Origin of the sequence: Acinetobacter sp. AOR01_HL, from assembly GCF_027855455.1 — a bacterium.
GTDB lineage: Bacteria > Pseudomonadota > Gammaproteobacteria > Pseudomonadales > Moraxellaceae > Acinetobacter > Acinetobacter baumannii.
Genome location: NZ_JAKTIM010000028.1, coordinates 34972 through 60409, shown reverse-complemented (window position 1 = coordinate 60409; position 25438 = coordinate 34972). Strand labels below are relative to the sequence as shown.

The window sequence follows — 25438 nt, the reverse complement described above, 5'->3', positions numbered from 1 at the left end:
ATTCATCACTTAAAGCAATCAATCTAATCACAAGTAACTGTTTTTCAACAAGTTTCTATCTGCATCACCGCCGATGGATGTGCATTATAGACCATCTCATTCCCTTTGCAAGCGAAAATTAAAATTTAATGACTCGAGCGTTTATTTTTAAATCAATACCAATATTAAGCCTTTGTTTTATATTGATAATTATTTTAATTTTTTATTTTTGACTTAAATAAGCCAGTATCATGCTCGATAATTCTCGCTTAAGTTGTTGTTCTGAGATAAGAAAATTGTTTTGGCTTACATAACGCATCATCGTAAAAAGCGTACTATTAATAATTACAAAGGACTTATGCTTCACCTGTTCGAAGTCCCATTGATGAGGATTTCTACTGAATGTATATAGCCCTACTTCAAAAAAATGCTTTTCTAAAATCTGAGCAGCTTGCGAATGACTATAGTCATGCCAGTGTTTCAGCACTTCTATAAAAAATCCATGATCGGCTTTTAATGCATTAAATCCCAACTCTATTGCTAAGGGAATGAGCAGCTCTAAAGGAATATTTCCTTGTCGCACAACTAATTCTTTAAGTTGTTGCCCCAGCAATTCGCTTTTACGGCGCAATAGTTCTTCTATGATTTGATCTTTATTCTCAAAGTATTGGTAAATCGACCCAACACTTACTCCAGATTTCTCTGCAATTTTAGGCGTCGTCGTATGTAGTAATCCATACTGGGCGATACACTGCTGTGTCGCCTCTAAAATATGGTCAACAATAATTTTTGAACGCTGTTGCTGTGGGACTTTTCTCATCGTTTTTTATTCGTTAAATGCGAATTGAATGCGAATAATTATTCATATTAGCCTATTTATTATTCAGTTCAATAAGTAAGTAACGATATGCAAATGATTAGCCCGACTCGACTTGCTTCTTTTAATGACATGCAAGACAGTAATTTCTTTACTCAGTTTTTAAATATCTGTTGTGGAAAACCTGTACAACCAAACTATAAAGAATATGTGTCTTTACAACATGCTCTTTATGAAGGGGATATTGAAATGGATAAGGTGATTGATTGGGTTATGCAAAGTCCCAAAGATCACCGAATAATTTTTGAGAAGATATTATTTCAAGGCCGTGATGAACTCTCTGAGCTTATACCTACTGAGTTAGAAAATTTCTTTAATTACATTGAACAAAAACCTGATTGGTTAGACCAACAACAAATTGATGAGGCTGTTAAATTTACCCATCGTTTAGGAATAAATAATGGTTTTATTCTTAGAGACTTATCCTTAATGGCGGGATATTTATATCCGGGATTTAATCAACCGCTAATTTTAACGGGTGCATTAAAGAAAGAAGCGGGAACACGTTTAGCAGAAACCACAAAATGGTGGGTGGATATTACTGAACCTCATGGGCTTTCTTGTTTGAGTGCAGGTTTTACGTCAACGATTTATGTTCGCTTTATTCATGCAATCGTTCGCCGGCAATTAAAAAAGTCTGACCGTTGGGATAATGAGGTTTGGGGAATTCCGCTTAATCAATTTGATTTAGCAATGACTAATTTGGCTTTTAGCAGTGTCGTTTTACTCGGTATTAGAGCTTTAGGTATATGGCCAACAAAACAAGAGACAAGGAGTTTTTTACATTTCTGGCGCTATGTTGGTTGGTTAATGGGTATTGAGGAAAAATGGCTTATTCAGTCTGAACCTGAGGGTTGGAGGTTACTTTACTGGATGCAGTTTGCTCATCCTCGCTCCGATCACAGCAGTATTGAATTAGGATTGAGCTTGTCGAAAGAACCTTTTGAGAGAAAATATCTGCATTTACGCTCTTTACAGCAGAAACTTGCTTATCGACAACATTTAGAACTTACCCAATTTTTTATTGGTAAGAAAAGAATGAAACTACTCGGATTGCCTCAGCAATCTGCCTCATGGTTTGCTTATTATTTAATTGTGCGTAATTTACTACTTTATAATTGCGCAAAGCTTTCACCAAAAGTTGAAAAGTTTTTATCTAAATCAGGCCGTAATATACAAAAACTTGGCTTAACGCTTTATCAGAATCAAGGTAAGGCAAAAACCTTAGCAAGTATGCATCAATAATTCTGGAATCTAAAAAAGCAAAAATGGAAGCCCGTTATCCAGACTTCCATTTTCAACTATTAAGAACCTTATTGAGCTGATGAACTATGCATTTCAGCGTGATTCATTTGCTCATGTGACTCCATCATCTGCTTCTTTTTTTGACTTGGCATGTAGTCAGGCTCATTGTTGATGGCCAAGTAAAAAATAATCATAAACAATACACTCAAGATAGAAGCCACAATAAGTAACTTCCATCCCCACCAGGACTGTTCAGGCGATAATTTATTAGTCATTTCATTTCTCTCATTAAATTAATAATTTCAGTTCTTTAATTCGCTAAAGCTTATTAAAACTTCATGCTCATACGAACCCAGTAATTTCTTCCGATATTGTTAAACTGCTCTTCGCTCGCAAATCCAAAGCCTGCACTACCCGCTTTATTTAAGTGTTCGGTATAGGTCTTATCTAATACGTTATCAATGCCAACAGAGACATCAATATCTTTATGAAGGTTATAACTTCCGTTTAAAGAAAGTGTTGAAAAACCTTTACTTGGTTTTAGGTCATATCCCACGATATTACCTTGATGTAGACTCACACGGTTTTGCTCAGCAACAGCTCGCCATAACAGACCTAAGTTATATTTGTCAGCCACATAGCGAATATTTAAACGACCTTCTAACGGGGAAATTTGAGGTAACGGTTTGTCATCTGTAGTGTTTTTGCCCCACGCATACATCGCACTCAAATCTGCCTGAATACGGTCAGTGAATTGGTATCCAATACCCGCTTCTGCACCAGCAATGGTTGCACCGACATTTTTGGCTCCCGCAGTAATATCATGGCTCATATCATGTCCATCCATTCCCATACTTGGGTGATGGTGATAACTCATTAATATGTAGTCATCTACTAAGCCTGCATAGGCAGAAGCCCATGTGTTTAAAGCACCATGTTGTTGCTGGAAACCCAGATCCAACTGTAGTGTTTTCTCAGGATTCACACCGTTAAAAGTATTGGTTGAACCCGCATTACCATGTTTAGGCGAGAAAAGTTCCCAATAATCAGGCATACGCTCTACATAACCTAAACCAATATAACTTTTTAGGTCATGCTCAGGATGTTGATTTTCCCAGCGAACAAATGCGCTTGGCAAAGTCTTTTCAAGTTTAGTATTAAAGCCTTTTGCTTGAGAATCAGCACGTTCATCTTCAACTGTGACTCGGTCTAAACGTACACCTGTAACCAGCTTATTTTGATCGTTCCATTGATAACCAAGTTCACCAAAAGCGCCGTATGATTGAAAACGCATATCTTGACGATATGGAACATTCATAGAAGGCATTGTTGGCGATGACATGCTGCCACCATGTTTATTAAATTGAGAGTCAACGCCTGTGATCAAACTCCATTTGTTCCATTCAGAAGTCATTGCCAAACGTGAGTTTAATGTACGGCGTGTCACTTGCATGGCCATTGCATTTGGCATCAGCATGGTCATACCACCATGATTCATTTCAACTAATGGTGGTGTACGCAAGCTAAAGTTATCCATAATATGGTCGTTATAGCTATAGTTCACCTGCCCTTCAATTTTCTTGATCACATCAGTGATATTTTTCTTTTCAAAACGAAGCCCTAAACTTTCACGCGCAAACTGAGAACCATCCATTGAACGTCCAGCATAAAGCGATTCACCATCAGATTTCCCACCCGTGATTTCGACCCACGTGTTTTCATCTGGAGTAAAGCCAAGCGCTACATCAGCATTCCACTTTTTCCATGCTGATGGAACTGTATTGCCATCACCATCTTGATAACTATTCGATTCTGAACGGTTGGCATTTAAACGGATATATTTTTTCTCATCGCCAACAGCCGCTTCAATATTATGGTCAATACGCCCATATGAACCTAGCAAGACACTCGCTTGACCGCGATAGGGTTTTTCAGAAGAAAGCTTTTCAGGCTGACGTTCAAATAGAACTGTTGCAGCTGAACCAGTATTGGCATATTGAACCGTTTGTGGTCCCTTAATCACAGAAATCCGGTCATAACTTTCTGGTGAAATATAAGAAGTTGGAGCATCCATTCGGTTTGGGCAGGCACCCAAGTTCTCTGTGCCATCCGTTAGAATTTTAATACGTGAACCAAACATACCTCGGAATGTCACATCACCATTTGTTCCACCGCTGTGAATTGAATTAAAACCCATAATACTTTGCAGATAGTCTGCGCCATCTGTGGCAGGGACTGGCTGAATAGGTTGCTTTGGATCTGCGTGTACGATCAGACCATTTGCATCATTGCCTTGCTGTGCTGTAACAACAATAGGTGCTAATGAATGAAGTGTGTTGGTATCGGCATCATTTTTTTCTGATTCGGCAAACACTAAACCCGAATGAGAGACAGCAAGCATCGCAACCCATAAAGGTTGTAGTAAAAATTTAGAATGTGGCATTTTTTATACGCTCTAAAACATAAATAAAGTGATATCGAAGTCAGTTAAGACCCCAACAAAAATTGCTTTTATTTATGCAAATAGAGGCGGCGCACGTCCTTGCGGGAGTAGGAAAAGTCGCTGTAGCGCAAAGTAAACATGCCGGAAAGCTTGTTGATACGCGACTAAGCGAACTTGTATACGAACAAGCACCTCTTTTACGCCGAATTCAGGTGGTAAAACCAAATTGGCATAAACGGTACAATATTGACACTGATGGTTTGCATCATGGTGATCATGATGGTCAGGTACTTGCGCCTGTTCGATATGATGCTGGTGATGTGAATGGTGCATGGCATGTGACATGGCTTCCGTCTGTGCTTTTGGTTTAAGCAAAGCACGGGTAATAGTTTCACAGACCGGAGCAATTTGATATTGCTTCGGTAATAGCGGCTGTAGAAATACCGCAATCTGTAAAAATACTGCTGCACAGGCAAGCAGCAAACCACTACGAAAAACCAAAAATCACATCCACACTATATTGGTGTTTGAAAAATATTAACGTTTTACCGCAACTTTTTCACGTTCGCGTTGGCGAACAATTTTTTCGACTTTTTCACGCGCACGCTGACGCTTAAGTGGTGACAAATAATCCACAAACAATTTGCCATTTAAGTGATCCATTTCATGTTGGATACAAACAGCGAGAAGTCCGTCAGCTTCTATCTCAAATGCTTGACCTTCAAGGTTAATTGCCTCAATTTTCACGCGTGACGGGCGATCAACTTTGTCGTATATTTGTGGCACTGATAGACAGCCTTCTTCGTACGGCTGCGTCTCTTCAGTCAGCGGAGTTACTTTGGGGTTAATGAAAACCATAGGTTCATCTTTAGATTCAGACAAATCCATGACGATAAGCTGAATATGACGATCGACCTGAGAAGCTGCTAAACCGATACCTGGTGCCGCATACATGGTTTCAAACATATCTGCTGCAAGTTGACGAATTTCATCAGTAACTTCTTCAACGGGCTTAGCAATGGTACGAAGACGGGGATCAGGAAAACTTAAAATAGGTAATAAGGCCATACTGTCGTCCTCACTTATGCCATTGATTGAAAAACCAAATGAAGGAAATACTTCATCGAAAAATTGTGTGTAAGCCGCCCATTATAACGCAACTGCACACATAATTTTTAGGAATTATCATAATGAAAAAGGTTTTTAACGGCATGGTTAATTTTCATGCCTTGGGGATAAAGAAGCATTTACTTGCTTTGGCGCTCTGTACAGGTGTCGCAATCGGTACGATAGCAGAGGTTCATGCAACCAGTCCGAACCATAATCCACCCTCACTTAAAAGTAATGCACCCAATGTATATGTTGTAAAACGTGGGGATACTTTATGGGATATTTCAGGACATTTTCTAAATAAACCATGGCGTTGGCCTGAAATCTGGGCGAGCAACCAACATGTTAAAAATCCACACTGGATCTATCCGGGTGACCGATTACTATTATGTAGCCTAGATGGGCGTCCTTTAGTCGGTAAAGATGAGGGCGATGGTTGTGTAGGTATTATTCGCCGCTACACTGGGCAAACCACTCACTTACAACCTCAAGTTCGCGTCGAAGCATTAAATAATAGTGTTCCGGTTATTCCACTTGAACATATTAAACAGTGGTTAGAGAACAGTACTATTTTACCAGCCGACTCAATTACCAACACACCTTATATTGTTGGTACAGCCGATCAACGTGTACTTGCAGGAAAAGGCCAGACTATTTATGCACGAGGACAAGGCTTAATTAATGGGCAGCGTTATGCAGTCTACCGAGAAGGTGAACCTTACTATTTCACAGACAATAAAGGTAAAAAGCATAGTTTAGGGATTGAGCTACTACAGGTTGCTTCAGGTGTTGCGGTCTCTTCTGAAAAAGATATTACTACATTAGAACTAACAGATAGTTATAACGCTGAAGTACGTCGTGGCGATCGTGTTATGCCTGAAGAACAAGCTACTTTGCCAACATTATTTTACCCAGTAGATGCGAAGCAAGTGACGGATGGTGGCAAGATTATTCGTGTCATGGGTTCAATTGGTAGAGCTGCAAAAAATAGTGTAGTGACTTTGGATCGCGGTACAACTCAGGGCATTCAAGTAGGTCAAGTTTTTGATATTACTCAACAAGGTGAATCAATTCGCGACCCTAAAACCAAAGAAGTGATTCAACTTCCTGGCCAACAAATTGGCAGTCTAATGGTTTTTAGAACTTTTGATCAGCTAAGTTATGCTTATGTTTTAGAGAGCGATTTACCAATTAAGGTTGGTTCAAGCATTCAGCCACCTCAATTTAATGATTAATGCTGGATGTACCTTTTACAATGCTCACTCAACTTTCTTCACACCACTACCACACACTTAAAGTGTGGTATTTGGTGCAGCACTCTTTAGTCAGCTTTAAAAAAATTATTGATTATTTTGGAAATTGTGAAAAAGCCACTCAACCTGATGGTTTAGCAAAGTGGTCCTCTCTAGGGCTACATGCTAATCACTTAAAACGCGTAAGCGAGTTTCAAACGCCCCAAGGTCAGACGCAGTTTGAACAACTTGTACAACAAGTTGTTCAACATACGGATTTTATTTTAACGCCGGATGACTCTGGCTATCCCACTCAATTACTTCCTTATACAGATCACCCACCTATTATTTTTGGGAAAGGTCAAGCGCAAGCTTTATTACAACCTCAAATTGCGATTGTCGGTAGCCGAAAACCAAGCCCACATGGACGACAGGTCGCTTATGATTTTGCCTATTACTTAAGTGAAAAGGGCTTTTTCATTAGTAGCGGTCTGGCTTATGGCATTGATGAAGCCGCTCATCAAGGTGCATCTGCTCATCAACGTACCATTGCAGTGACGGGTACGGGCTTAGACACTACTTATCCAGCTCAAAATAAAAAACTTGCAGAACATATTTTGGCTCAAAACGGCGCCATTATTACTGAGTTTTTACCGGGTACACCGCCATTACAACAGCATTTTCCACGTAGAAACCGAATTGTCAGCGGTTTGAGTTTAGGCGTTTTGGTGGTAGAAGCAACATTAAAAAGTGGCTCACTCATCACGGCCAATAAAGCTGCTGAACAAGGTAAAACCGTATTCGCGATTCCGGGCCATATTTATAGCGAGTTTCATCAAGGATGCCATCAACTTATCCGTGAAGGTGCAATTTTAATCGACCATCCTGAACAGATTATTGAGGATCTTGCTTTACCCACTCAATGGCAAAGTCAGCAACAAAATCAAACTGAAGAAACTAATACGAATACTCCAGAAATTCCTGAGCATTTGATTGACCTTTATCAGTCTTTAGACTGGGTGGGACAAAATATTGACCAGCTTGTAGTTCACCATAATATTCCAGTTTCTGAACTGACCTCTTCACTAATGGAACTAGAACTACTCGGTTTATGTATGCAACAATCAGGGCTGTATTTACGTTGTCGTTCTTAGTATTAGAGCGCACAATAGCGATTCTGTTTGATTGAAAGGAAAGTATTACCATGATTACGACCTCAGTGACCGAAGCAGCCGAATGTTTACAACAAGGTCAAGTTTTGGCATATCCAACTGAGGCAGTCTGGGGACTAGGCTGTGATCCATTTAATGAACAAGCTTTTCAAAAAATTCTTGAATTGAAACAGCGTCCTATTGAAAAGGGCGTCATTTTATTGGCTGGCCATATTAGTCAAGTAGAACATCTACTAACTTCCTTACCGCAAACTACTCAGCAAGAAATTATTGATTGCTGGACGAACCATCAACCCTCAGAAAGAGCCACAACTTGGCTATTACCTGCTGATCAACACATTCCCTCATGGATTAAAGGCGAGCATCCTCTTGTTGCAGTACGTGTAACGACACATCCTTTATGTGTCGCTTTATGCAATGCTTTTCATGGTTTTATTGTATCGACGAGTGCCAACCCTAGTGGACAAGAACCTGCACATTCTTTACAAGATGCCTGCCAATACTTTGGTTCACAATTAAACTATCTCAATGGTGATTTAGGCCAAAGCCAACAGCCAAGCCGCATCATTAACGCCTTAACTGGTGAAGTGATACGCCCTTAATTCCAGACAAAAAAAAGCTCAGTTATATAGGGATAACTGAGCATAAAAAAGGATGGGTATATACCACATCCAGAGGGTTTGGATATCTCTGGAACGAAAGAAAAATTGCTTAAAAGAGCACCTTTCGTAGTGGTCGCTATTATGTGGCAAGAGACTTAATGTGAGAAATATATTATTTCTCTAAAAAAAGCATGAAAAGTGTAGGGAATTTGGCGTTTTTAGCAGTTGAATTAAAATTATATTAATATTTTTATTGGCCTTTTTTAATATTTATGTTACAAAATCTTTTCATAAATATATTTATAAATCATATAGAAAAGCTTAGATTGATAAAAAACTGGCATATTTTCATCACTTTTTTTAAAAATATGCCATAGTTTTTTTATGATTCTTAATTTTGCTCTGGCAAAAGATCTGATTTTTTAGAATTAACCTTCTTTTGTGCCATGATAATGCCCACCAGAATCATAATTCCGCCGAAGGTGTGATATATGGTCCATTGTTCAGATAACCAGATACTTGCAATAATGGCGGTGAAAACTGGCACAAGATTCATAAAGATACTGGTTCTATTTGGCCCAAGTTGTTGTACGGCTAACATCCAAACTAACGGCGCAATTAAAGAAGCAAATACACCGGCATAAATTGCACTTGGTGCATTTTGTGCATTTAAGGCATCCAGACCAAACCAGAAAATTAAAGGAAGATGGAACAGCACGGAAAACCCAATCTGAACGTATAAGCTTGTCATGATTGGAAGTGGAAGCTGCCATTTCTTTAAGAAAACTCCATAAAATGCATAGAAAAACACAGCAATAATCATCAATGCATCACCAAGGTGCCCGCCACCACTTAAAAGCTTATTAACATTTCCTTGGGACATAACGTATAGCAGACCAGCAAAAGACAAAATACTGCCAAAAACTGCAAATCGATTAGGTACATCTTTTAAAATGGCAAGCGAAACAAAAATCGTGAATATAGGAATAAAAGCATTCACAATTCCCATATTGGTTGCACTGGTATAATGGGCAGCCGTATAAGCCAAGCCTTGATAAAGCACCATCCCAAATGCACTTAACACAGCAAGCTTAGGTAAATAGGGTATTACTAGTCGTCTTTGTCTCCAAACAGACAAAAACATAAATGGAGTCAAAATAATGAAAGCGATTAACCACCGATAAAAGCTAATACTTACCGGAGAAATATAGTCCGAGACATAGCGGGTGACTACAATATTTAAAGACCAAATCAGTACTGCCAGAATGGGAAAAATAAATGCCCATTTGTGATATTTCATGACCTGACTCATAGTAATACACCAACTACAAAAGAGACTTTATTTTGAAGAATGTCTTAATAAATTGAAATATCGTATTTCCGACATTGATATTGAACTTAAGACATCATTTATTTTTTAAAATAATGTCCAAGCTTTCATGGCATGTTCTACCACTTTATGTAATTGTTCGGTATTTGCACCATCTCTAGCCTGAATGGTAAGCCCCTGAATAACAGTCGCATAAAAATCAGTGATTTCTTGTAGAGGGGCATTAGTAGGCAAATCGCCCTGCTCTACACCTTGTTCGAGACGTTTTAATAATTTTTCTTTAGTCTTTATTCGCTTATCTAAAAGATTTTGCTGTACCTCTTGTGTGGCATCAGAACAGTTCATAGCAGCAACTACCAACATACAGCCAGCTGGCTTATTGGGTTGAACCAATCGTTTTACATTGTCATAAAGATATAACTCAAAAGCAATTTTTGCAGTTTTTGCTTCTAAAAATATCGTTTCAATAGGACATGCTTCATGAGCGAGATAATAGTCAATACTTTTGTAAAACAAACCTGCCTTATCGCCAAAAGCACTATATAGGCTAGGCGCTGTAATTTCTAAAGCATGTGTTAAGTCACTAATAGAGGTGGCTTCATAGCCATGTTCCCAAAAAAGTAACATAGCTTTCTCTAACACTTGCTGCTCATCAAAGCATTTAGGGCGTCCACGCTTCTTTTTTAACGTGTCCTCATTAACAAGATCTGTTTCATGCCTATTTGTCATAAAGATCACATCTATTTTTATAACAATCGTTATTAAATTAATTGACGTTCAATTTTTTATCAACTATTTTATTTTCATAATGATCGTTAGTTAATTATAAATTTGCCTTTCTTCACTTCGAATTTAGCAAAGTAAGGATTTTTTTATGGACCAATCTACTACCTCTAAAGCACGACCCATGACTTCCACACAAGGGAGCTGGTTTGCTATTTTGGCTGTTGCCATCGCAGCCTTTGCCTTGGTAACGAGTGAATTTTTACCTGTTGGTGTCTTAAATAGCGTTGCAGCCGATTTACACATTTCTGTAGGTACAGCAGGTCTTATTATTACAGTACCCGGCATTATGGCAGCGATTGCAGCCCCTCTATTACCCGTTTCAGTAAAGCAACTCGACCGTCGTTATGTGCTTCTTTTACTGACTGCTATTATGGTGATTGCCAATACCATTACGGCTTTTGCAGAAAACTTTCATGTTTTATTATTGAGCCGTTTGATTTTAGGGATTTCAATTGGTGGCTTCTGGGCAACAGCAATTGCCTTAAGCGGTAAGCTCGCACCTGCAAATTTACCTATCGCCAAAGCAACTGCTGTAGTAATGGCTGGTGTAACTTTCGCCACTGTACTAGGTGTACCGATTGGAACATGGTTAAGTGAGTTTTATGGGTGGCGCAGTGCCTTTGGAATTACAGCTGCTATCGGTCTTGTTGTATTAGTGCTTCAGCTTATTTTCTTACCAAAACTTTTACCAGAGTCAGCAATACATATTCGTGATTTACCTGCATTATTACGCACACCTAAAGCACGTAGCGGCATGCTTATTGTTTTATTAATTGGGCTTGCTCACTTCTGTGCATACAGTTATTTAGCCCCTTTCTTTAAAAATGTAGCCGGGTTTAATGGCACAACTATTAGCTCATTATTATTGCTTTACGGAATAGCCGGTATTTTTGGAAATGCATTTGCAGGGTACAGTGGTAATTTAAATGTTCGATATACCTTAGCTTTCGTTGGAACATGTTTTGCCATTGTATTCTTTGGCTTCCCAATCTTTGCTATCCATGAGTTTGGTGCCATTGTCCTTACAGCATTATGGGGCTTCGCATTTGGTGCCTTCCCTACCTCTGCCAATATTTGGATGTTTGTACACGCACCTCATGCTGTAGAAAAAGGTATGCCACTTTTTGTTGGTATGTTCCAAGTCATGATTGCTACAGGTTCATTATTAGGTGGTTATGTAGTTGATCATTTCAATGAAAATACTTTAATTTATGGGGTATTAAGCTTCGTTGCCTTAGCTTTAATTAGTACATTTACCTTAGCCAAAGGTTTAAACAATCCCAAAGCAACATGTGAAAATTAGAATATTACTTAGAGTAGACCCATGAAAAATGAGGACCAACAATTTTCTTTATTAGAGAGTATAGAAGTTCATGAATTTTTATACGAAAAAGAAGATATTGTTCGTCCTCATGCTTCCCTATGGGGAGATTTTAATTTTAGTTTAAATGGTATTTTAGAAATACAGGTAGAAGAGCAAATATACTTGTCTCCTCCAAGCTATGGGCTTTGGATTCCCCCTCAAACGGTTCATCAATCTACCCATATCGATCATGAAATTCATTATATCTGCATTCGTTTACATCCTCGGCTGTGCTCTATTTTAGGAGATATCTGCCGATGCTTTAGTATTCAGCCCTTCTTTCGAACCTTAGTTTTACAAATATTGGAACAGCAAAAACAAACGGAAAAGCCTGAATATTTAGAACATCTTTTACAGGTTTTATTCGATCAAATACAACAAGCACCCGCCTATTCTCATTATTTACCACAAACACGGCATCCTGTTTTACTGCCAATTTTAGAAAAGCTTTCAGACCCATTACTTTTTAATCTCTCTTTACAGCAGTTACTTCAGAACTTTTCTGTCAGTGATCGTCATTTATTACGCTTAAGCCAACAAGAACTACAACTTTCACTATCCGAATGGCGTAATCGAGCCAAAATTGTTTACGCCATTCATCAGATCCGTCAAGGAACACCGATTAAACGCCTAGCATACGATTTAGGATATCAACACAGCTCAAGTTTTATCGAATTTTTTAAAAGATATACAGGCCAAACACCTGTTCAAATCAGAAATAATTAGATAGTAAAACTGCTTTTGTATATCTTTTTATTTTTTGAACACGAATATTATTGCACTACTCAAGAATAGCAGTTAAAACAAATGCGTTACTTGATATCAATTACAATCTTCAGGAAAGACTCATGACTCAATCTGTATATCATATTCCAGTGAAAGCTATTTCAGGCGAAACGGTTGACCTTGACCAATATAAAGGGAAAGTTTTATTAATCGTAAACACAGCGTCTAAATGTGGTTTAACTCCACAATACGAAGGTTTAGAAAAGCTGTATCAAGCAAAGAAAGATCAAGGTCTTGAAATCTTAGGCTTCCCTGCAAACAACTTTAAAGAACAAGAGCCTGGTTCGGATGAAGAAATTCAACAGTTCTGCTCATTAAACTACGATGTTCATTTCCCACTTTTCTCTAAAATCTCTGTAGCTGGCGAAGATAAACATCCACTTTATCAAGTGCTAACAACAGCTCAACCAGAACGTATTGGAGAAGGTCCTTTCCGTGAGCGCTTAGAAGGTTTAGGTATTCCTACTAACCCTGCCCCTGAAGTGTTATGGAACTTCGAGAAATTCCTAGTAAATAAAAACGGTGAAGTTGTTGCGCGTTTTGCACCTAACTTAACAGCAGACGATGAACAAATTGTAAAAGCAGTTGAAGCAGAATTAGCTAAATAATTTTTGCATCAAACTAATAAAAGGAGTGCTATAGCACTCCTTTTATTGTCTACTCAAAATGTTGTTCATTTGCAACAATACCTTATTTCTACATATTTTATGCATATAGTACCTACTTGCTTCAGTTGGTATTGTTTGTAGTTATGAAAAAAGTTTTACAAGGTGCATTTTTCCCATTTGTGATTTTTGCTTCAGGTATGTTGTTACTTGGATGTGATCAGGCACAAGACCATGCAAAGGGACAAGAATCCGTTCAGACTAACGATCAAATATCAGAACAAGCTGATGACTCTCAACAAGAAATCACAGCTACACAAAATAAAACTGAATTAAAAAATGGTAATGTTTTTTATATCGTTCGTGATGCCGCTAACTTACAGTTAAAGGCTGGCGACTATATCGAAAAGCTCAAGGACACTCAACTTGACGTTGAACAAGCCATTCAAGATAAAGATCAGCATGAGCTAAAAACAACTGTGACGACTTTGAAAGCACAGTTAGAAGGTTTAAACCAAGCTTTGCTTGGTTTAGATATCAGAAGTCAGGAAGTTGAAAATATCCGTCAAAGCCTACTACAGGCAAACCAGCAAGCTTTAAGCATGCCTTTATTAAATGGGAAATTAGAGCAAATTAATTTCGACCAAATTGAAAAGCAACTTAATACCATCCAAATGGATATGGTCAAGCTCGCTGCTATGATTATGGCAGGAGATGAAAAATCAGATTCAAAAACTGATTCTTAATTTTCTTTTTAGCAATAAAAAAAGCCACCGAAAGGTGGCTTTTTCAATCTCGAACCGCGTCTTATTGAGCGCGGTTTTTGATTTTACGGATAGTTTCAAGCTGTGCAGCGGTTTCTGCCAAGGCAGCCAACGCAGCAGCTGAGTCCAAATCACTCTTTTGGTTTGCAAGCAATTGTTCAGCATTTTTACGCGCTTCTAAAATTGCAGCTTCATCCAAATTGTCAGCGCGGATTGCAGTATCTGCAAGAACCGTCACAACATGAGGTTGAACTTCTAAAACACCGCCAGATACATAGACGATTTCTTCTGTACCATTTTCCAACAGAACACGAATCGGGCCCGGTTGAAGCAAGGTTACAAGTGGAGCATGCCCTGGCAAAATACCAAGTTCACCACCTGCACCTTTCGCGATTAACATCGTCACTGCGCCAGAGTAAATTGACTCTTTAACACTTACGACATCACATTGCATAGTCGCCATGAGATGATCTCCTTAAATTAGAGTTTCTCAGCTTTAGCAATCACTTCGTCAATACCACCAACCATATAGAACGCTTGTTCTGGGATGTGATCGTATTCACCAGCTAATAGACCTTTAAAGCCACGAATCGTTTCTTTAAGTGGTACTAATTTACCAGGAGCACCAGTAAATACTTCAGCTACGTGGAATGGTTGAGAGAAGAAACGTTGGATTTTACGCGCACGGTAAACAACCAATTTATCTTCTTCTGCCAATTCATCCATACCCAAGATTGCGATGATGTCTTTAAGCTCTTTATAGCGTTGCAATACGTTTTGTACTGCGCGCGCAATTTCATAGTGCTCTTGACCAACAACTAATGGGTCTAACTGACGTGAAGTTGAGTCAAGTGGATCGATCGCTGGATAGATACCAGAAGATGCGATGTCACGGCTCAATACTACTGTTGCGTCTAAGTGAGCAAATGTAGTTGCAGGCGATGGGTCTGTTAAGTCATCGGCAGGTACATATACTGCTTGGATCGAAGTGATTGAACCAGACTTAGTAGATGTAATACGCTCTTGAAGAACACCCATTTCTTCTGCAAGTGTAGGTTGGTAACCTACCGCAGATGGCATACGACCTAACAATGCTGATACTTCAGTACCTGCAAGTGTATAACGGTAGATGTTGTCGACGAATAATAATACGTCACGACCTTTACCGTTTTCGTCTTTTTCATCACGGAAGTATTCAGCCATAGTCAAACCAGTTAACGCTACGCGTAAACGGTTACCTGGTGGCTCGTTCATCTGACCGTAGACCATTGCTACTTTGTCAAGAACGTTAGAATCTTTCATTTCGTGATAGAAGTCGTTACCTTCACGAGTACGCTCACCAACACCAGCAAACACAGATAAACCTGAGTGTGCTTTCGCGATGTTGTTGATCAATTCCATCATGTTAACGGTTTTACCAACACCAGCACCACCGAATAAACCAACTTTACCACCTTTCGCAAACGGGCAAAGTAAGTCAATTACTTTAATACCAGTTTCTAAAAGGTCAGTAGAAGCTGCTTGTTCAGCATAAGAAGGCGCTTGACGGTGAATCGGCAAACGTTCTTCAGTCGCAACAGGACCTGCTTCATCGATAGGACGACCTAAAACGTCCATGATACGGCCAAGAGTGGCTGTACCAACTGGAACAGAGATCGGTGCGTTTGTGCTAGTTACAGTAAGACCACGTTTAAGACCTTCTGTAGAACCCATTGCGATGGTACGAACAACACCATCACCAAGTTGTTGCTGAACTTCTAAAGTAGTTTCAGTACCGTCAACTTGGAGAGCGTCATAGATCTTTGGAACGCTTGTGCGCTCAAACTCGACGTCGATAACCGCGCCGATGATCTGAATGATACGACCGCTACTCATTGCTGTCTCCTCAATTCAAACTTAATAATGTTAAACGGCAGCGGCACCACCAACGATCTCAGAGATTTCCTGAGTAATCGCGGCTTGACGCAGCTTGTTATAGATGAGTTGTAAGTCTTTGATAAGCTGACCTGCGTTATCTGTCGCTGCTTTCATTGCGACCATACGTGCAGATTGCTCACATGCGACGTTTTCAATCACACCTTGATAAACCATAGACTCGATATAGCGAACTAATAAACCATTTAGCAATTCTTCTGCTTCTGGTTCATAGATGTAATCCCAACCATAAGTACGGTTGAGGTCATCGCCTTCTTCTGCTGGTGCTAAAGGAACAAGTTGCTCAACTTTAGGCTTTTGTGTCATTGCATTGACGAAACCATTTGATACGAGATAGATACGATCTAATTCGCCTTTATCAAATGCATCAAGCATAACTTGCACTGAGCCAGTTAACTGTTCCAAACTAGGAGCATCACCAATTTGAGTGGTTGCACCCAGCACTTTACCGCCGTAATTCTTAAAAAACGAAACCGCTTTTTGACCAATCAAAGCAAATTGAACTTCAATTGACTGCTCTTGTTGTGCTTTGACATGCTGCACAACTTTCTTGAACAAGTTAATGTTCAAACCACCTGCCAAACCGCGATCTGAAGATACAATGATGTAACCAACACGCTTAACTGGGCGGTCCACCATATAACGGTGTTTGTATTCAGGGTTTGCTTGTACCAAGTGAGCAATTACACGGCGCATATTATCGGCATACGGACGGCCCTGAGCCATGCGCTCTTGCGCACGACGCATTTTTGAAGCAGCTACCATTTGCATCGCGCGAGTAATCTTTTGCGTGCTCTTGATACTAGCTACTTTGGCGCGAATTTCTTTTAAATTTGCCATACGCTTAACCTAGTATTCGAAAGCCCTTTCGAGCTTCCGAAGGTTGATCCGTGAACCAAACTTAACTAAAACTGAACTTAGTAAGTTTGAGTCGCTTTAAAGCTTTCAATACCAGCTTTGATTGCTGCTTCGATGTCTTTGTTGTAGTCACCAGTTTCATCGATTTGTTTCATCAACGGAGCATATTCTGAACGGAAGTAAGCAATTAACGCAGCATCAAAGTCTACGATTTTCTTAACTTCTACGTCAGCCATATAGCCTTCGTTAGATGCATAAACAGAAACAGCTTGGTCAGCAATTGAGTAAGGAGCATATTGTTTTTGCTTCATTAACTCAGTTACACGTTGACCATGTTCAAGTTGTTTACGAGTTGCTTCATCAAGGTCAGAAGCAAACTGAGCAAACGCAGCCAATTCACGGTATTGCGCTAAAGCGGTACGGATACCACCAGACAATTTTTTGATGATCTTAGTTTGAGCAGAACCACCAACACGAGATACAGAGATACCCGCGTTCACAGCAGGACGGATACCTGCGTTGAATAATGATGTTTCTAAGAAGATCTGACCGTCAGTAATCGAAATTACGTTTGTTGGTACGAATGCAGATACGTCACCTGCTTGAGTTTCAATAATTGGCAATGCAGTTAAAGAACCAGTTTTACCAGTTACTGCGCCATTAGTGAATTTCTCAACGTATTCAGCAGATACACGAGAAGCACGTTCAAGAAGACGTGAGTGAAGATAGAATACGTCACCTGGATACGCTTCACGACCTGGTGGACGACGTAAAAGCAATGAGATTTGACGGTAAGCAACAGCTTGCTTAGACAAATCATCATAAATGATAAGAGCGTCTTCACCGCGGTCACGGAAGTATTCACCCATTGTACAGCCAGAGTACGGAGCTAAATACTGCATTGCAGCAGGATCAGCAGCCGCAGCAGCGACAACAGTTGTATACGCCATAGCGCCAGTTTCTTCTAGCTTACGTACAACGTTTGCAATTGTTGATTGTTTTTGACCAATCGCAACGTATACACATTTAATGCCAGAGTTTTTCTGAGCGATAATCGCATCGATCGCCATTGCTGTTTTACCAGTTTGACGGTCACCAATAATCAACTCACGCTGACCACGACCCACAGGAATCATGGTATCAACTGATTTATAACCAGTTTGAACAGGTTGGTCTACAGATTGACGCCAAATTACACCTGGTGCTACTTTTTCAACAGCATCAGTTAATTTTGCATCAATTGGGCCTTTACCATCAATTGGGTTACCCAAAGCATCTACGACACGGCCAAGAAGTTCAGGACCAACTGGAACTTCTAAAACACGACCTGTACAACGAGCTTTTTGACCTTCTTGAAGGCTTAGGTAGTTACCTAAAACAACGGCACCCACTGAATCCTGTTCTAGGTTCAGTGCCATACCAAATAAGCCGCCGTCGAATTCGATCATTTCACCGTACATTGCATCAGCAAGACCGTGAATACGCACGATACCGTCGGATACCATAACAATGGTACCTTCGTTTTTAGCGGTCGCGCTGGTGTCCAGATCTCCGATACGCTGTTTAATGAGCGCACTGATCTCGGATGGATTCAGTTGTTGCATTGCGCTATTCCTCAATCTTTTATTAGTTCAGTCTTCATCATTTGCATTATGCAAGAAGACGAGTACGCATTTTTTCAAGCTTGTTAAGCGCAGAATCATCTATCACTTGATCGCCTGCACGAATTACAACACCTGCAATAAGCTCAGGTTTAACTTCAACTGAAACAGTTACTGTGCTGTTAAAACGCTTTTCTAAAGCAGATTTCAACAGTTGCTCTTGTTCAGCAGTTAACGGGAAAGCCGATTCAATCACGACATCCACATTGTTGTTATTCTGTGATTTAAGCTGTTCATATTCTGCTGCAATTTCAGGTAACAACACTAATCGATCATTATCTGCAAGAAGTGTCAAAAAGTTAGACACTGCTTGAGACTGATCTTCACCTAAAACTTTAGCAAAAAGCTTCACTTGCTCCGCAGGAGTAAGTTCAGGGCGATTTAAATAAGCGGAAAATGCTTCGTCTTGCACCGCAGCACTGAGCACTTGTAACGCATTCGACCAATTGTCTGTTGCACCTTGCTCAGAAGCATAAGCAAATGCTGCTTTGGCATACGGACGTGCCAACGTCAAGAGTTCAGCCATAATTCGCCTCGCTTAAAGTTTAGCAGCCAGCTGAGACAGCATGGCGTTATGAGCTTCTGCATCAACTTGTTGGTTCAGGATCTTTTCTGCACCAGTTACTGCCAAGGCAGCTACTTGTTGACGTAATTCTTCGCGAGCAGAATTGATTTCTTGATCAACAGCTTCTTTAGCCTGTTGACGAATACGCTCACCTTCAGCCGCAGCTTGAGTACGAGCTTCTTCGATCAATTGCGCTGCACGACGGTTCGCTTGTTCGATCAATTGAGCCGCTTGTGCTTTAGCCGCATCAAGCTCTTGCTTTACTTGCGCTTGTGCATCGGCAAGGTCAGCTTTCGCTTTTTCTGCTGCATTTAAGCCATCAGCGATTTTGCGCTGACGCTCACTAATCGCATTGATTAGTGGTGGCCAAACAAACTTCATGCAGAATGCGACAAAAAACGCAAACGCAATCGCTTGACCAATCAATGTGAGGTTGATATTCATTGCAATTCCTCAAATAGTGGATTTAGGAATTAAGCTGATTAACCTACAAATGGATTAGCGAAGATGAAGAACAAGCCAATACCAACACCGATCATAGGCACAGCATCAAGAAGACCCGCGATTAAGAACATACGAGTTTGAAGTTGTGGAGCTAATTCTGGTTGACGAGCAACAGCTTCTAAAAAGCGACCACCCAAAAGACCAAAACCAATCGCAGTACCCAAAGCACCGAAAGCGATCAAGATAGCAGATGCAATTGCAACTAGACCTAAAGTGAGTTCCATGAAAAATTCCTCAGAGGTTAGGTTATTACCAAATTAAATTAAAAAAATTCAGCCCAACCATCGTTTGACAGTTAGGCAATACCATTAATGTTTTTCGCTTGCCATGCTCAAGTAAACGATGGTAAGCATCATAAAGATGAATGCCTGCAACGTGATTACAAGAATGTGGAAGATCGCCCAAGGCACAGATAACGCCCATTGAATCCAGAACGGCAATAATGCGATCAGGATAAAGATCAACTCACCGGCATACATGTTACCGAATAGTCGGAGAGCCAATGAAATAGGACGAGCAAGGAATGTTACCAATTCCAAAATCAAGTTCACTGGAATAAGCAACGCTTTTGCAACTGGATTACTTGGGTTAAATGGGTTAAGTGCCAACTCGCCTACGAAACCGCCAACACCCTTTTCGCGGATGCTGTAGAACAAGATAAGTACAAACACAGATAAAGACATACCAAGGGTAATGTTTGGATCTGTAGATGGAACGATCTTGAAGTAAACGTGGTGAGGGTCCATACCAAATACGTTAGCACCCACAAATGCAGCAACTTGAGGAATCCAGTCAACTGGGATCAAGTCCATTAAGTTCATGAGGAAAATCCACACGAAAATAGTGAGTGCAAGAGGAGCGATTAAACGTGATTTGCCATGAAAAGTATCACGGACACTTGAGTCAACAAACTCAATGATCATTTCAATTGCAGATTGGAATTTTGTTGGAACGCCAGCATTTGCAGCTCTCGCAACTATCCAAAATAACAAACAGAAAATCACACCAAGGCCAATTGACCAACCCATTGAATCCAAGTGAATTGCAGTGAACCCCATCGAATGAGCTTCTTCAGCAGTCTCAGCCAATTTCCATGTACCATCTGGCATTTTGCCATAGGTCATATTGGTCAAGTGATGCTTGATATACTCTGTCGAAGTGAGGGCATGTTCTTCAGCAGCCATAAATCACACCTGGTCAATGTCAATTACTAAAAAGAAGGGAAACGAACATCGGCGTACTGTCGATATCTCGCCACCCTCCAAAAAATCTTCAATTCTTCTTGTTTCTATACCCGTTTTTGTAGACGTGACACCCAAAAAGGAGCAACCCACGACATCGCTTGAACGAGAATAAAACCAAACAGCAATGCTAACGGTGATAAAGGTTTAACATTGCTCAAAATCAAAATAAATCCAACGATCATGATTGCAAATTTGCCTAACATGCCCCTATACATGTTAGACAGCACTTGTTTAGATGCTCTCGCACCTGCCGTTCTGAAGGATTGCCACGCAAAATAGCTCGTAGCAAGCCAGCAGACCAATGCACCAAGTGCCGCACTTAATGCTGCTGTCATGTCTTTTATGCTCCACGCCACAAGTGCGGAAACAGGGATCATGCATGCTTGTAAGAAGACCAAAGCTTTTGCTAATCGTCGGTCAATCAAGCGACTAGTTTGGCTCATTTTTATCCACTCACAGCATAAATGCTTGACAAGTTTAGCTGATGATCGCTTTTAATCGCAGGCATTATAGAGTTACACCCCTGAACATGCAATCTTTTCCCGACTTTAGTCGGGGTTTTTCGTGACAGGTGGTGCTGACGCTACAGTCAGCCTTTGTTTACTTTTTATCTCACTTTTGCGTATTTAATACACATTTATCAGTTTTTATCGCCAGTTTCTTCCATGCTGTTACAAAATTATCTTCATTATTCATACTTTCATCAACGGGTTGGAAGGTAATACTACCCAGTTTTTGATATTGCCCTTTTGTTGTAAAACTTTCTGCAAGTAAACACATCTGAGCTTTTGGTCGACTATCATTAAGGTACTTTATTTGTGCAGCTGTAGGAGCTACATGCGGATCATCCGTTAAAGCACCCGCAAACTTTAAGTTTAGCGAACGCTCCAAATATTGATAAGCATCATGATAAGACCAATACGGTTTACCGTTGCTTGAGCTATCGTAAGCTTGAGCCGCCTGCAACATATTTCGTGCAAATGTATTTGCATTATTCCAATACTTCGCTTTGTTTTCAGGATGCTGTTGTGAACGTAAAGCTGCAATAAAAAAGCCAATACGTACTGCATTGTTTGGTTCTAGCCAGACATGCGTATCCACAGTATTTGGTAACGCAGCCCCACGTGTATTGCGCTGCGGCAAAATAGAAAGAATACCGCTATCTAACAAAGCAATTGCTTTCTTATTGTTACTTAGCAATTTGTTGAGCGGAGCTTCATGAGCTTTTCCTAACCAGATCACTAAAGAAGCATCGTTAATTGCTTTACGATGTGCTGGTGTTAACTGTACATCATGCCCACTTTGCCCTTGAAGCAATAACTGGGGTTCTTCAACTCCTTTGGTAATTTCTTTTGCAATCAAATAGATTGGGTGCGTAGAGACAACCAAACCCTGACTCCAACCTAACGTACTCATAAGAGAGAACATACTGAAAACAAAAACGCGGAACATGACAGACCATCAATTAGTAATAGCTCGAAGCATGTTATAATATAACAAAGTTACAAAAATACCTAAGATTAATCGAATGAAGCACCGCTTCATGCTAATATTCCATTAAAAATTTGAGGTTATGTCTATGAGTTCTTGCATGCATGAACATCATGATTCTTTGCATGGTGTACATGATCACCATAATGTCGCAAGTCGTTTAGCTGAAGCAGAAACTTTATGTACTGCGGTCGGTGCACGCCTTACGCCTTTGCGTAAAGAAGTTCTTGAACTCATTTTAAATGCTTCAGGTCCTATGGGTGCCTATGACTTATTAGCACGTATTAAAAGTCAAACAGATCGCCCTGCCGCCCCTCCTACTGTTTATAGAACTTTAGACTTTTTATTAGAAAAGGGTCTTATTCATCGCTTAACATCTATTAATGCTTATATACCATGCTGTCACCCACGTGAAGGTCATCAGGCTGCATTCCTGATTTGTACCGAATGTCACACGGTTAAAGAAGCATCTTCACAAGGTCTAACCCAACAACTTGACCAACTTGCAGCTTTAGATGATTTCGCAGCACAACACAGCATTATAGAAATTTCGGGGAAATGCCAGCAGTGCCGCACAGCTCGCTAAATCCTGTTTTGATTCAACTTGAACAGGTCTCTGTTCATCGTGATCAGCGGGATATATTAAAAAAAGTTGATTTTGCTCTGCATGAAAATGAAATTGTGACCTTAATTGGTCCTAATGGCGCAGGTAAATCAACTTTAATTAAAGTTCTACTTGGTATTTTAAAGCCAAGTAGTGGACGCGTCATAAGCAATAAAAAACTAAAAATGGCTTATGTGCCTCAGAAATTTAATCCATCTCATAGTCTTCCTTTACGGGTACAAGATTTATTAGATCTGGAAAAGTGTAGCCCTGCCCTTCGTCAGGAAATTATTCAAGACACCGGTATTGCCAAACTACAACAATCAAAAGTTCAGCAACTTTCTGGTGGAGAGCGCCAACGTGTACTGCTCGCACGTGCTTTACTTAGAAAGCCAGATATCCTCGTTCTTGATGAGCCCATGCAAGGCTTAGATATTCAATCAGAAGCTGAGCTTTATGAATATGTACGTAGTCTGCCAGAGCGTTATGGTTGTGCCATTTTAATTGTTTCCCATGATTTACAGTGGGTCATGCAGGGAACTCAACGCGTTGTCTGTTTAAACAAGCATATATGCTGTAGCGGCTTACCAGAAAGTATTCAGCAACATCCTGAATACCAAGCAATATTCGGTACTCAGCGAGTTTTCTATCAACATCATCATGATCACTGTGCGCATGGTGACGCTGCACACCCCTGCCCTCACAATAGCAGACCTCACATTCACCCGGAACCGGAAGCTTAAGCCATGATGGAATGGTTACAATTATTGTTACCCGCATGGATTATGGGAACCTTATTAGTCTTTTTGACTGCACCACTTGGTTGTCTCATGCTATGGAGACGAATGTCTTTTTTTGCAGACACCATGGCACATGGAACCTTACTTGGGGTAGCAATTGCTGGTGCTTTAAGCCTTCCTCTCTGGCTTGGCGTAGCAGGTACTGCAATTTTATTAGTCGCTATTTTGTGGGCCTTACATGACAATCGTTTACCAAACGATGCTTTGCTTGCCCTATGCTCAGCAACATTACTATGTAGTGGCCTCCTGTTTATTCAACATGTTCCAAGTTTAAGACCGGAGCTTTTAAGTTATTTGTTTGGTGACTTACTAAGTATTGATTGGCCAGACCTACCTGTTTTCACATTAATTATTGCAGTATCACTGGCAATTCTTTATCGCTTTTGGCAGCCTCAAATTCAAATTGCCATTGATCCGGATATTGCAATTAGTGAAGGTGTGAATGCGAAATGGCAACGTCTCATTTTTATGTTACTGCTAGCCTTATTTACAGTATTGGCTTTACGTGCAGTAGGTTCACTTTTAATGGGGGCACTACTGGTTATTCCAGCATTGAGCGCTCGATTACTCGCTTACTCTCCAAAGCAGATGGTTATTTGGGCCTTTGTTTTAGCTCAACTCGGTGTCAGTGTTGGCCTATGGTCAAGCGCAGCACTTAATATCTCGACTGGCCTCAGTATTGTTTTATGTATGGCGTTGAGTTTTGCACTTATCTTTATGGTTCAAAAAATCAAAAATCAAACTCAAGCGGCCTAAATCAGGCTGCTTGATGGACCGTACTTAGCAATAACGCTGCACAACTAAACATGACAGCAAAACCACGGTTCAAATATTTTTGTTGCTTAGGAGAACGTAGCAATCTTAAAACTTTTGAAGCTAGCCCTGTATAACCAGCCATTACAATCAAATCAATCGTAACCATAGTGGCTGCCATAATCAGGTATTGTATCCATTGGGGTTTGCTTAAATCTAAGAACTGAGGCAAAACTGCCAATAAAAATACGATGGCTTTAGGGTTACTGATATTGACTACAAATCCATTGAACAGCAGAGCAGAAACAGATTTATCCTTTTTTTCGTGTTGAATTTCTATATCTTTTACTGGTGCTGTCCACTGCAAATAGGCTAAATACAATAAATAAGCTACCCCAAACCACTTAACCGCCTGAAAAGCTAATGGCGTCGTTGCGAATAGAACACCTACACCCGCCGCTACAATCATGATTTGAATTAACAAGGCGATTTGCAAACCGATCGCATTCCAGTAGCCATGTCTAAAGCCATAATTTAAGCCGCTCGACATAGAAGCAATAGCCCCTGCTCCCGGAGAAATACTAATGACCCAACAGGCCAACATATAAGCAAACCAAACTTGCAAAGACATAGCGAAATAGATAATAAAAGTGGAATTATACCGTTTTATAAAACTATCGTGGCGATAATTCAAACAATAAAATCAATAAATAGACTACTAACGGCTCT

General features: G+C 40.1%; 28 protein-coding genes and 1 pseudogene. 11 read left to right on the top strand and 18 right to left on the bottom strand.

What is annotated here, in order from left to right:
* Window positions 1-228 precede the first annotated feature (228 nt).
* A pseudogene (locus tag MKL62_RS08930) lies at window positions 229-799 on the bottom strand (TetR/AcrR family transcriptional regulator).
* Window positions 800-886: 87 nt separating this feature from the next.
* Here MKL62_RS08930 and MKL62_RS08925 point away from each other — a divergent pair.
* The gene (locus MKL62_RS08925; RefSeq protein WP_005129900.1) at window positions 887-2101 is read left to right on the top strand and encodes an oxygenase MpaB family protein; all 1215 of its coding nucleotides are present in this window, start codon (window positions 887-889) and stop codon (window positions 2099-2101) included.
* A gap of 68 nt (window positions 2102-2169) precedes the next feature.
* Here MKL62_RS08925 and MKL62_RS08920 read toward each other — a convergent pair whose 3' ends face one another.
* The 4 genes from MKL62_RS08920 to def all read right to left on the bottom strand — a co-directional run bounded on the left by MKL62_RS08920 (window position 2170) and on the right by def (window position 5612).
* Complete coding sequence (locus tag MKL62_RS08920; RefSeq protein WP_000182542.1) at window positions 2170-2376, bottom strand: hypothetical protein; 207 nt, start codon at window positions 2374-2376, stop codon at window positions 2170-2172.
* A gap of 53 nt (window positions 2377-2429) precedes the next feature.
* Window positions 2430-4544 (bottom strand): TonB-dependent copper receptor, encoded by a 2115-nt coding sequence (locus MKL62_RS08915; protein WP_030423765.1) that lies wholly within the window; start codon window positions 4542-4544, stop codon window positions 2430-2432.
* A gap of 72 nt (window positions 4545-4616) precedes the next feature.
* Window positions 4617-5045, bottom strand: a complete 429-nt coding sequence (locus tag MKL62_RS08910) for a DUF2946 family protein (RefSeq protein WP_000231981.1) — start codon at window positions 5043-5045, stop codon at window positions 4617-4619.
* 36 nt (window positions 5046-5081) lie between these two features.
* Entirely contained in the window at window positions 5082-5612 is a 531-nt protein-coding gene (gene def, locus MKL62_RS08905; RefSeq protein ID WP_001196539.1) for a peptide deformylase, read from the bottom strand.
* A 122-nt stretch (window positions 5613-5734) separates the two neighbouring features.
* Here def and MKL62_RS08900 point away from each other — a divergent pair, with 122 nt between their 5' ends.
* Genes MKL62_RS08900 through MKL62_RS08890 form a run of 3 tightly spaced genes read left to right on the top strand, consistent with a single transcriptional unit; the run spans window position 5735 to window position 8660 of the window.
* On the top strand, window positions 5735-6889 hold the full coding sequence (locus tag MKL62_RS08900) for a LysM peptidoglycan-binding domain-containing protein (protein ID WP_005129904.1): 1155 nt from the start codon (window positions 5735-5737) through the stop codon (window positions 6887-6889).
* A gap of 20 nt (window positions 6890-6909) precedes the next feature.
* Window positions 6910-8040 (top strand): DNA-processing protein DprA, encoded by a 1131-nt coding sequence (dprA, locus tag MKL62_RS08895; RefSeq protein WP_031945845.1) that lies wholly within the window; start codon window positions 6910-6912, stop codon window positions 8038-8040.
* A gap of 50 nt (window positions 8041-8090) precedes the next feature.
* Window positions 8091-8660, top strand: a complete 570-nt coding sequence (locus tag MKL62_RS08890; protein WP_000633612.1) for an L-threonylcarbamoyladenylate synthase type 1 TsaC — start codon at window positions 8091-8093, stop codon at window positions 8658-8660.
* Window positions 8661-9051: 391 nt separating this feature from the next.
* Here the strand turns inward: MKL62_RS08890 and MKL62_RS08885 are convergent, their stop codons facing one another.
* Together MKL62_RS08885 and MKL62_RS08880 are read right to left on the bottom strand one after the other, a co-directional pair.
* Complete coding sequence (locus MKL62_RS08885) at window positions 9052-9972, bottom strand: DMT family transporter (RefSeq protein WP_002042168.1); 921 nt, start codon at window positions 9970-9972, stop codon at window positions 9052-9054.
* 105 nt (window positions 9973-10077) lie between these two features.
* Window positions 10078-10728 (bottom strand): TetR/AcrR family transcriptional regulator, encoded by a 651-nt coding sequence (locus MKL62_RS08880; RefSeq protein WP_109850634.1) that lies wholly within the window; start codon window positions 10726-10728, stop codon window positions 10078-10080.
* A 136-nt stretch (window positions 10729-10864) separates the two neighbouring features.
* Between MKL62_RS08880 and MKL62_RS08875 the strand changes: the two genes are divergently transcribed.
* The 4 genes from MKL62_RS08875 (at window position 10865) to MKL62_RS08860 (ending at window position 14276) form a co-directional block, all read left to right on the top strand.
* Window positions 10865-12079, top strand: coding sequence for an MFS transporter (locus MKL62_RS08875; RefSeq protein WP_030423766.1), 1215 nt, complete (start codon window positions 10865-10867; stop codon window positions 12077-12079).
* 21 nt (window positions 12080-12100) lie between these two features.
* On the top strand, window positions 12101-12865 hold the full coding sequence (locus tag MKL62_RS08870) for an AraC family transcriptional regulator (protein WP_030423767.1): 765 nt from the start codon (window positions 12101-12103) through the stop codon (window positions 12863-12865).
* A gap of 122 nt (window positions 12866-12987) precedes the next feature.
* Window positions 12988-13533, top strand: a complete 546-nt coding sequence (locus MKL62_RS08865; RefSeq protein ID WP_000194679.1) for a glutathione peroxidase — start codon at window positions 12988-12990, stop codon at window positions 13531-13533.
* A 143-nt stretch (window positions 13534-13676) separates the two neighbouring features.
* Window positions 13677-14276 (top strand): PM1805 family lipoprotein, encoded by a 600-nt coding sequence (locus MKL62_RS08860; protein ID WP_030423768.1) that lies wholly within the window; start codon window positions 13677-13679, stop codon window positions 14274-14276.
* Between the two features lie 61 nt (window positions 14277-14337).
* Here the strand turns inward: MKL62_RS08860 and MKL62_RS08855 are convergent, their stop codons facing one another.
* The 10 genes from MKL62_RS08855 to MKL62_RS08810 all read right to left on the bottom strand — a co-directional run bounded on the left by MKL62_RS08855 (window position 14338) and on the right by MKL62_RS08810 (window position 22513).
* Complete coding sequence (locus tag MKL62_RS08855; RefSeq protein ID WP_000224542.1) at window positions 14338-14757, bottom strand: F0F1 ATP synthase subunit epsilon; 420 nt, start codon at window positions 14755-14757, stop codon at window positions 14338-14340.
* Between the two features lie 17 nt (window positions 14758-14774).
* Complete coding sequence (gene atpD, locus MKL62_RS08850) at window positions 14775-16169, bottom strand: F0F1 ATP synthase subunit beta (protein WP_000094481.1); 1395 nt, start codon at window positions 16167-16169, stop codon at window positions 14775-14777.
* A gap of 30 nt (window positions 16170-16199) precedes the next feature.
* On the bottom strand, window positions 16200-17069 hold the full coding sequence (gene atpG, locus MKL62_RS08845) for a F0F1 ATP synthase subunit gamma (protein ID WP_001284971.1): 870 nt from the start codon (window positions 17067-17069) through the stop codon (window positions 16200-16202).
* A gap of 77 nt (window positions 17070-17146) precedes the next feature.
* On the bottom strand, window positions 17147-18691 hold the full coding sequence (gene atpA / locus MKL62_RS08840; RefSeq protein ID WP_001186635.1) for a F0F1 ATP synthase subunit alpha: 1545 nt from the start codon (window positions 18689-18691) through the stop codon (window positions 17147-17149).
* A 46-nt stretch (window positions 18692-18737) separates the two neighbouring features.
* Window positions 18738-19274 carry a F0F1 ATP synthase subunit delta gene (locus MKL62_RS08835; protein ID WP_000818995.1) on the bottom strand — a complete coding sequence of 179 codons (537 nt, stop codon included), beginning with the start codon at window positions 19272-19274 and terminating at the stop codon, window positions 18738-18740.
* Between the two features lie 12 nt (window positions 19275-19286).
* Window positions 19287-19757, bottom strand: coding sequence for a F0F1 ATP synthase subunit B (locus tag MKL62_RS08830; RefSeq protein WP_001024691.1), 471 nt, complete (start codon window positions 19755-19757; stop codon window positions 19287-19289).
* 38 nt (window positions 19758-19795) lie between these two features.
* A complete protein-coding gene (gene atpE, locus MKL62_RS08825) occupies window positions 19796-20041 on the bottom strand; it encodes a F0F1 ATP synthase subunit C (protein ID WP_000424060.1) in 246 nt (81 codons plus the stop codon).
* Between the two features lie 84 nt (window positions 20042-20125).
* A complete protein-coding gene (gene atpB / locus MKL62_RS08820; protein WP_000718586.1) occupies window positions 20126-21001 on the bottom strand; it encodes a F0F1 ATP synthase subunit A in 876 nt (291 codons plus the stop codon).
* A 104-nt stretch (window positions 21002-21105) separates the two neighbouring features.
* Window positions 21106-21504, bottom strand: a complete 399-nt coding sequence (locus tag MKL62_RS08815; protein ID WP_000084237.1) for an ATP synthase subunit I — start codon at window positions 21502-21504, stop codon at window positions 21106-21108.
* A gap of 169 nt (window positions 21505-21673) precedes the next feature.
* Entirely contained in the window at window positions 21674-22513 is an 840-nt protein-coding gene (locus MKL62_RS08810) for a metal ABC transporter solute-binding protein, Zn/Mn family (RefSeq protein ID WP_000490209.1), read from the bottom strand.
* 127 nt (window positions 22514-22640) lie between these two features.
* Here MKL62_RS08810 and MKL62_RS08805 point away from each other — a divergent pair, with 127 nt between their 5' ends.
* From MKL62_RS08805 to znuB, 3 genes are read left to right on the top strand one after another with little or no spacing between them, the layout of a single operon-like run.
* Window positions 22641-23138, top strand: coding sequence for a transcriptional repressor (locus MKL62_RS08805; protein WP_000093118.1), 498 nt, complete (start codon window positions 22641-22643; stop codon window positions 23136-23138).
* On the top strand, window positions 23111-23899 hold the full coding sequence (znuC, locus tag MKL62_RS08800; protein WP_001112013.1) for a zinc ABC transporter ATP-binding protein ZnuC: 789 nt from the start codon (window positions 23111-23113) through the stop codon (window positions 23897-23899). Before MKL62_RS08805 ends, znuC begins: the two co-directional genes overlap by 28 nt.
* Before the next feature lie 3 nt (window positions 23900-23902).
* Complete coding sequence (gene znuB, locus MKL62_RS08795; RefSeq protein WP_030423769.1) at window positions 23903-24712, top strand: zinc ABC transporter permease subunit ZnuB; 810 nt, start codon at window positions 23903-23905, stop codon at window positions 24710-24712.
* Between the two features lies 1 nt (window position 24713).
* On the opposite strand, the gene MKL62_RS08790 is transcribed toward znuB, so the two are convergent.
* Window positions 24714-25340: a LysE family transporter gene (locus MKL62_RS08790; RefSeq protein WP_000058352.1), complete on the bottom strand. Its 627-nt coding sequence runs from the start codon at window positions 25338-25340 to the stop codon at window positions 24714-24716.
* Window positions 25341-25438: the final 98 nt, after the last annotated feature.

Bases quoted from the DNA above. Each gene is read 5' to 3' on its own strand.
- MKL62_RS08925 (WP_005129900.1), top strand. From the start codon at position 887: ATGCAAATGATTAGCCCGACTCGACTTGCTTCTTTTAATGACATGCAA.
- MKL62_RS08920 (WP_000182542.1), bottom strand. From the start codon at position 2,376: ATGACTAATAAATTATCGCCTGAACAGTCCTGGTGGGGATGGAAGTTA.
- MKL62_RS08915 (WP_030423765.1), bottom strand. From the start codon at position 4,544: ATGCCACATTCTAAATTTTTACTACAACCTTTATGGGTTGCGATGCTT.
- def (WP_001196539.1), bottom strand. From the start codon at position 5,612: ATGGCCTTATTACCTATTTTAAGTTTTCCTGATCCCCGTCTTCGTACC.
- MKL62_RS08900 (WP_005129904.1), top strand. From the start codon at position 5,735: ATGAAAAAGGTTTTTAACGGCATGGTTAATTTTCATGCCTTGGGGATA.
- dprA (WP_031945845.1), top strand. From the start codon at position 6,910: ATGCTCACTCAACTTTCTTCACACCACTACCACACACTTAAAGTGTGG.
- MKL62_RS08890 (WP_000633612.1), top strand. From the start codon at position 8,091: ATGATTACGACCTCAGTGACCGAAGCAGCCGAATGTTTACAACAAGGT.
- MKL62_RS08885 (WP_002042168.1), bottom strand. From the start codon at position 9,972: ATGAGTCAGGTCATGAAATATCACAAATGGGCATTTATTTTTCCCATT.
- MKL62_RS08875 (WP_030423766.1), top strand. From the start codon at position 10,865: ATGGACCAATCTACTACCTCTAAAGCACGACCCATGACTTCCACACAA.
- MKL62_RS08870 (WP_030423767.1), top strand. From the start codon at position 12,101: ATGAAAAATGAGGACCAACAATTTTCTTTATTAGAGAGTATAGAAGTT.
- MKL62_RS08865 (WP_000194679.1), top strand. From the start codon at position 12,988: ATGACTCAATCTGTATATCATATTCCAGTGAAAGCTATTTCAGGCGAA.
- MKL62_RS08860 (WP_030423768.1), top strand. From the start codon at position 13,677: ATGAAAAAAGTTTTACAAGGTGCATTTTTCCCATTTGTGATTTTTGCT.
- MKL62_RS08855 (WP_000224542.1), bottom strand. From the start codon at position 14,757: ATGGCGACTATGCAATGTGATGTCGTAAGTGTTAAAGAGTCAATTTAC.
- atpD (WP_000094481.1), bottom strand. From the start codon at position 16,169: ATGAGTAGCGGTCGTATCATTCAGATCATCGGCGCGGTTATCGACGTC.
- atpG (WP_001284971.1), bottom strand. From the start codon at position 17,069: ATGGCAAATTTAAAAGAAATTCGCGCCAAAGTAGCTAGTATCAAGAGC.
- atpA (WP_001186635.1), bottom strand. From the start codon at position 18,691: ATGCAACAACTGAATCCATCCGAGATCAGTGCGCTCATTAAACAGCGT.
- MKL62_RS08835 (WP_000818995.1), bottom strand. From the start codon at position 19,274: ATGGCTGAACTCTTGACGTTGGCACGTCCGTATGCCAAAGCAGCATTT.
- MKL62_RS08830 (WP_001024691.1), bottom strand. From the start codon at position 19,757: ATGAATATCAACCTCACATTGATTGGTCAAGCGATTGCGTTTGCGTTT.
- atpE (WP_000424060.1), bottom strand. From the start codon at position 20,041: ATGGAACTCACTTTAGGTCTAGTTGCAATTGCATCTGCTATCTTGATC.
- atpB (WP_000718586.1), bottom strand. From the start codon at position 21,001: ATGGCTGCTGAAGAACATGCCCTCACTTCGACAGAGTATATCAAGCAT.
- MKL62_RS08815 (WP_000084237.1), bottom strand. From the start codon at position 21,504: ATGAGCCAAACTAGTCGCTTGATTGACCGACGATTAGCAAAAGCTTTG.
- MKL62_RS08810 (WP_000490209.1), bottom strand. From the start codon at position 22,513: ATGTTCCGCGTTTTTGTTTTCAGTATGTTCTCTCTTATGAGTACGTTA.
- MKL62_RS08805 (WP_000093118.1), top strand. From the start codon at position 22,641: ATGAGTTCTTGCATGCATGAACATCATGATTCTTTGCATGGTGTACAT.
- znuC (WP_001112013.1), top strand. From the start codon at position 23,111: ATGCCAGCAGTGCCGCACAGCTCGCTAAATCCTGTTTTGATTCAACTT.
- znuB (WP_030423769.1), top strand. From the start codon at position 23,903: ATGATGGAATGGTTACAATTATTGTTACCCGCATGGATTATGGGAACC.
- MKL62_RS08790 (WP_000058352.1), bottom strand. From the start codon at position 25,340: ATGTCTTTGCAAGTTTGGTTTGCTTATATGTTGGCCTGTTGGGTCATT.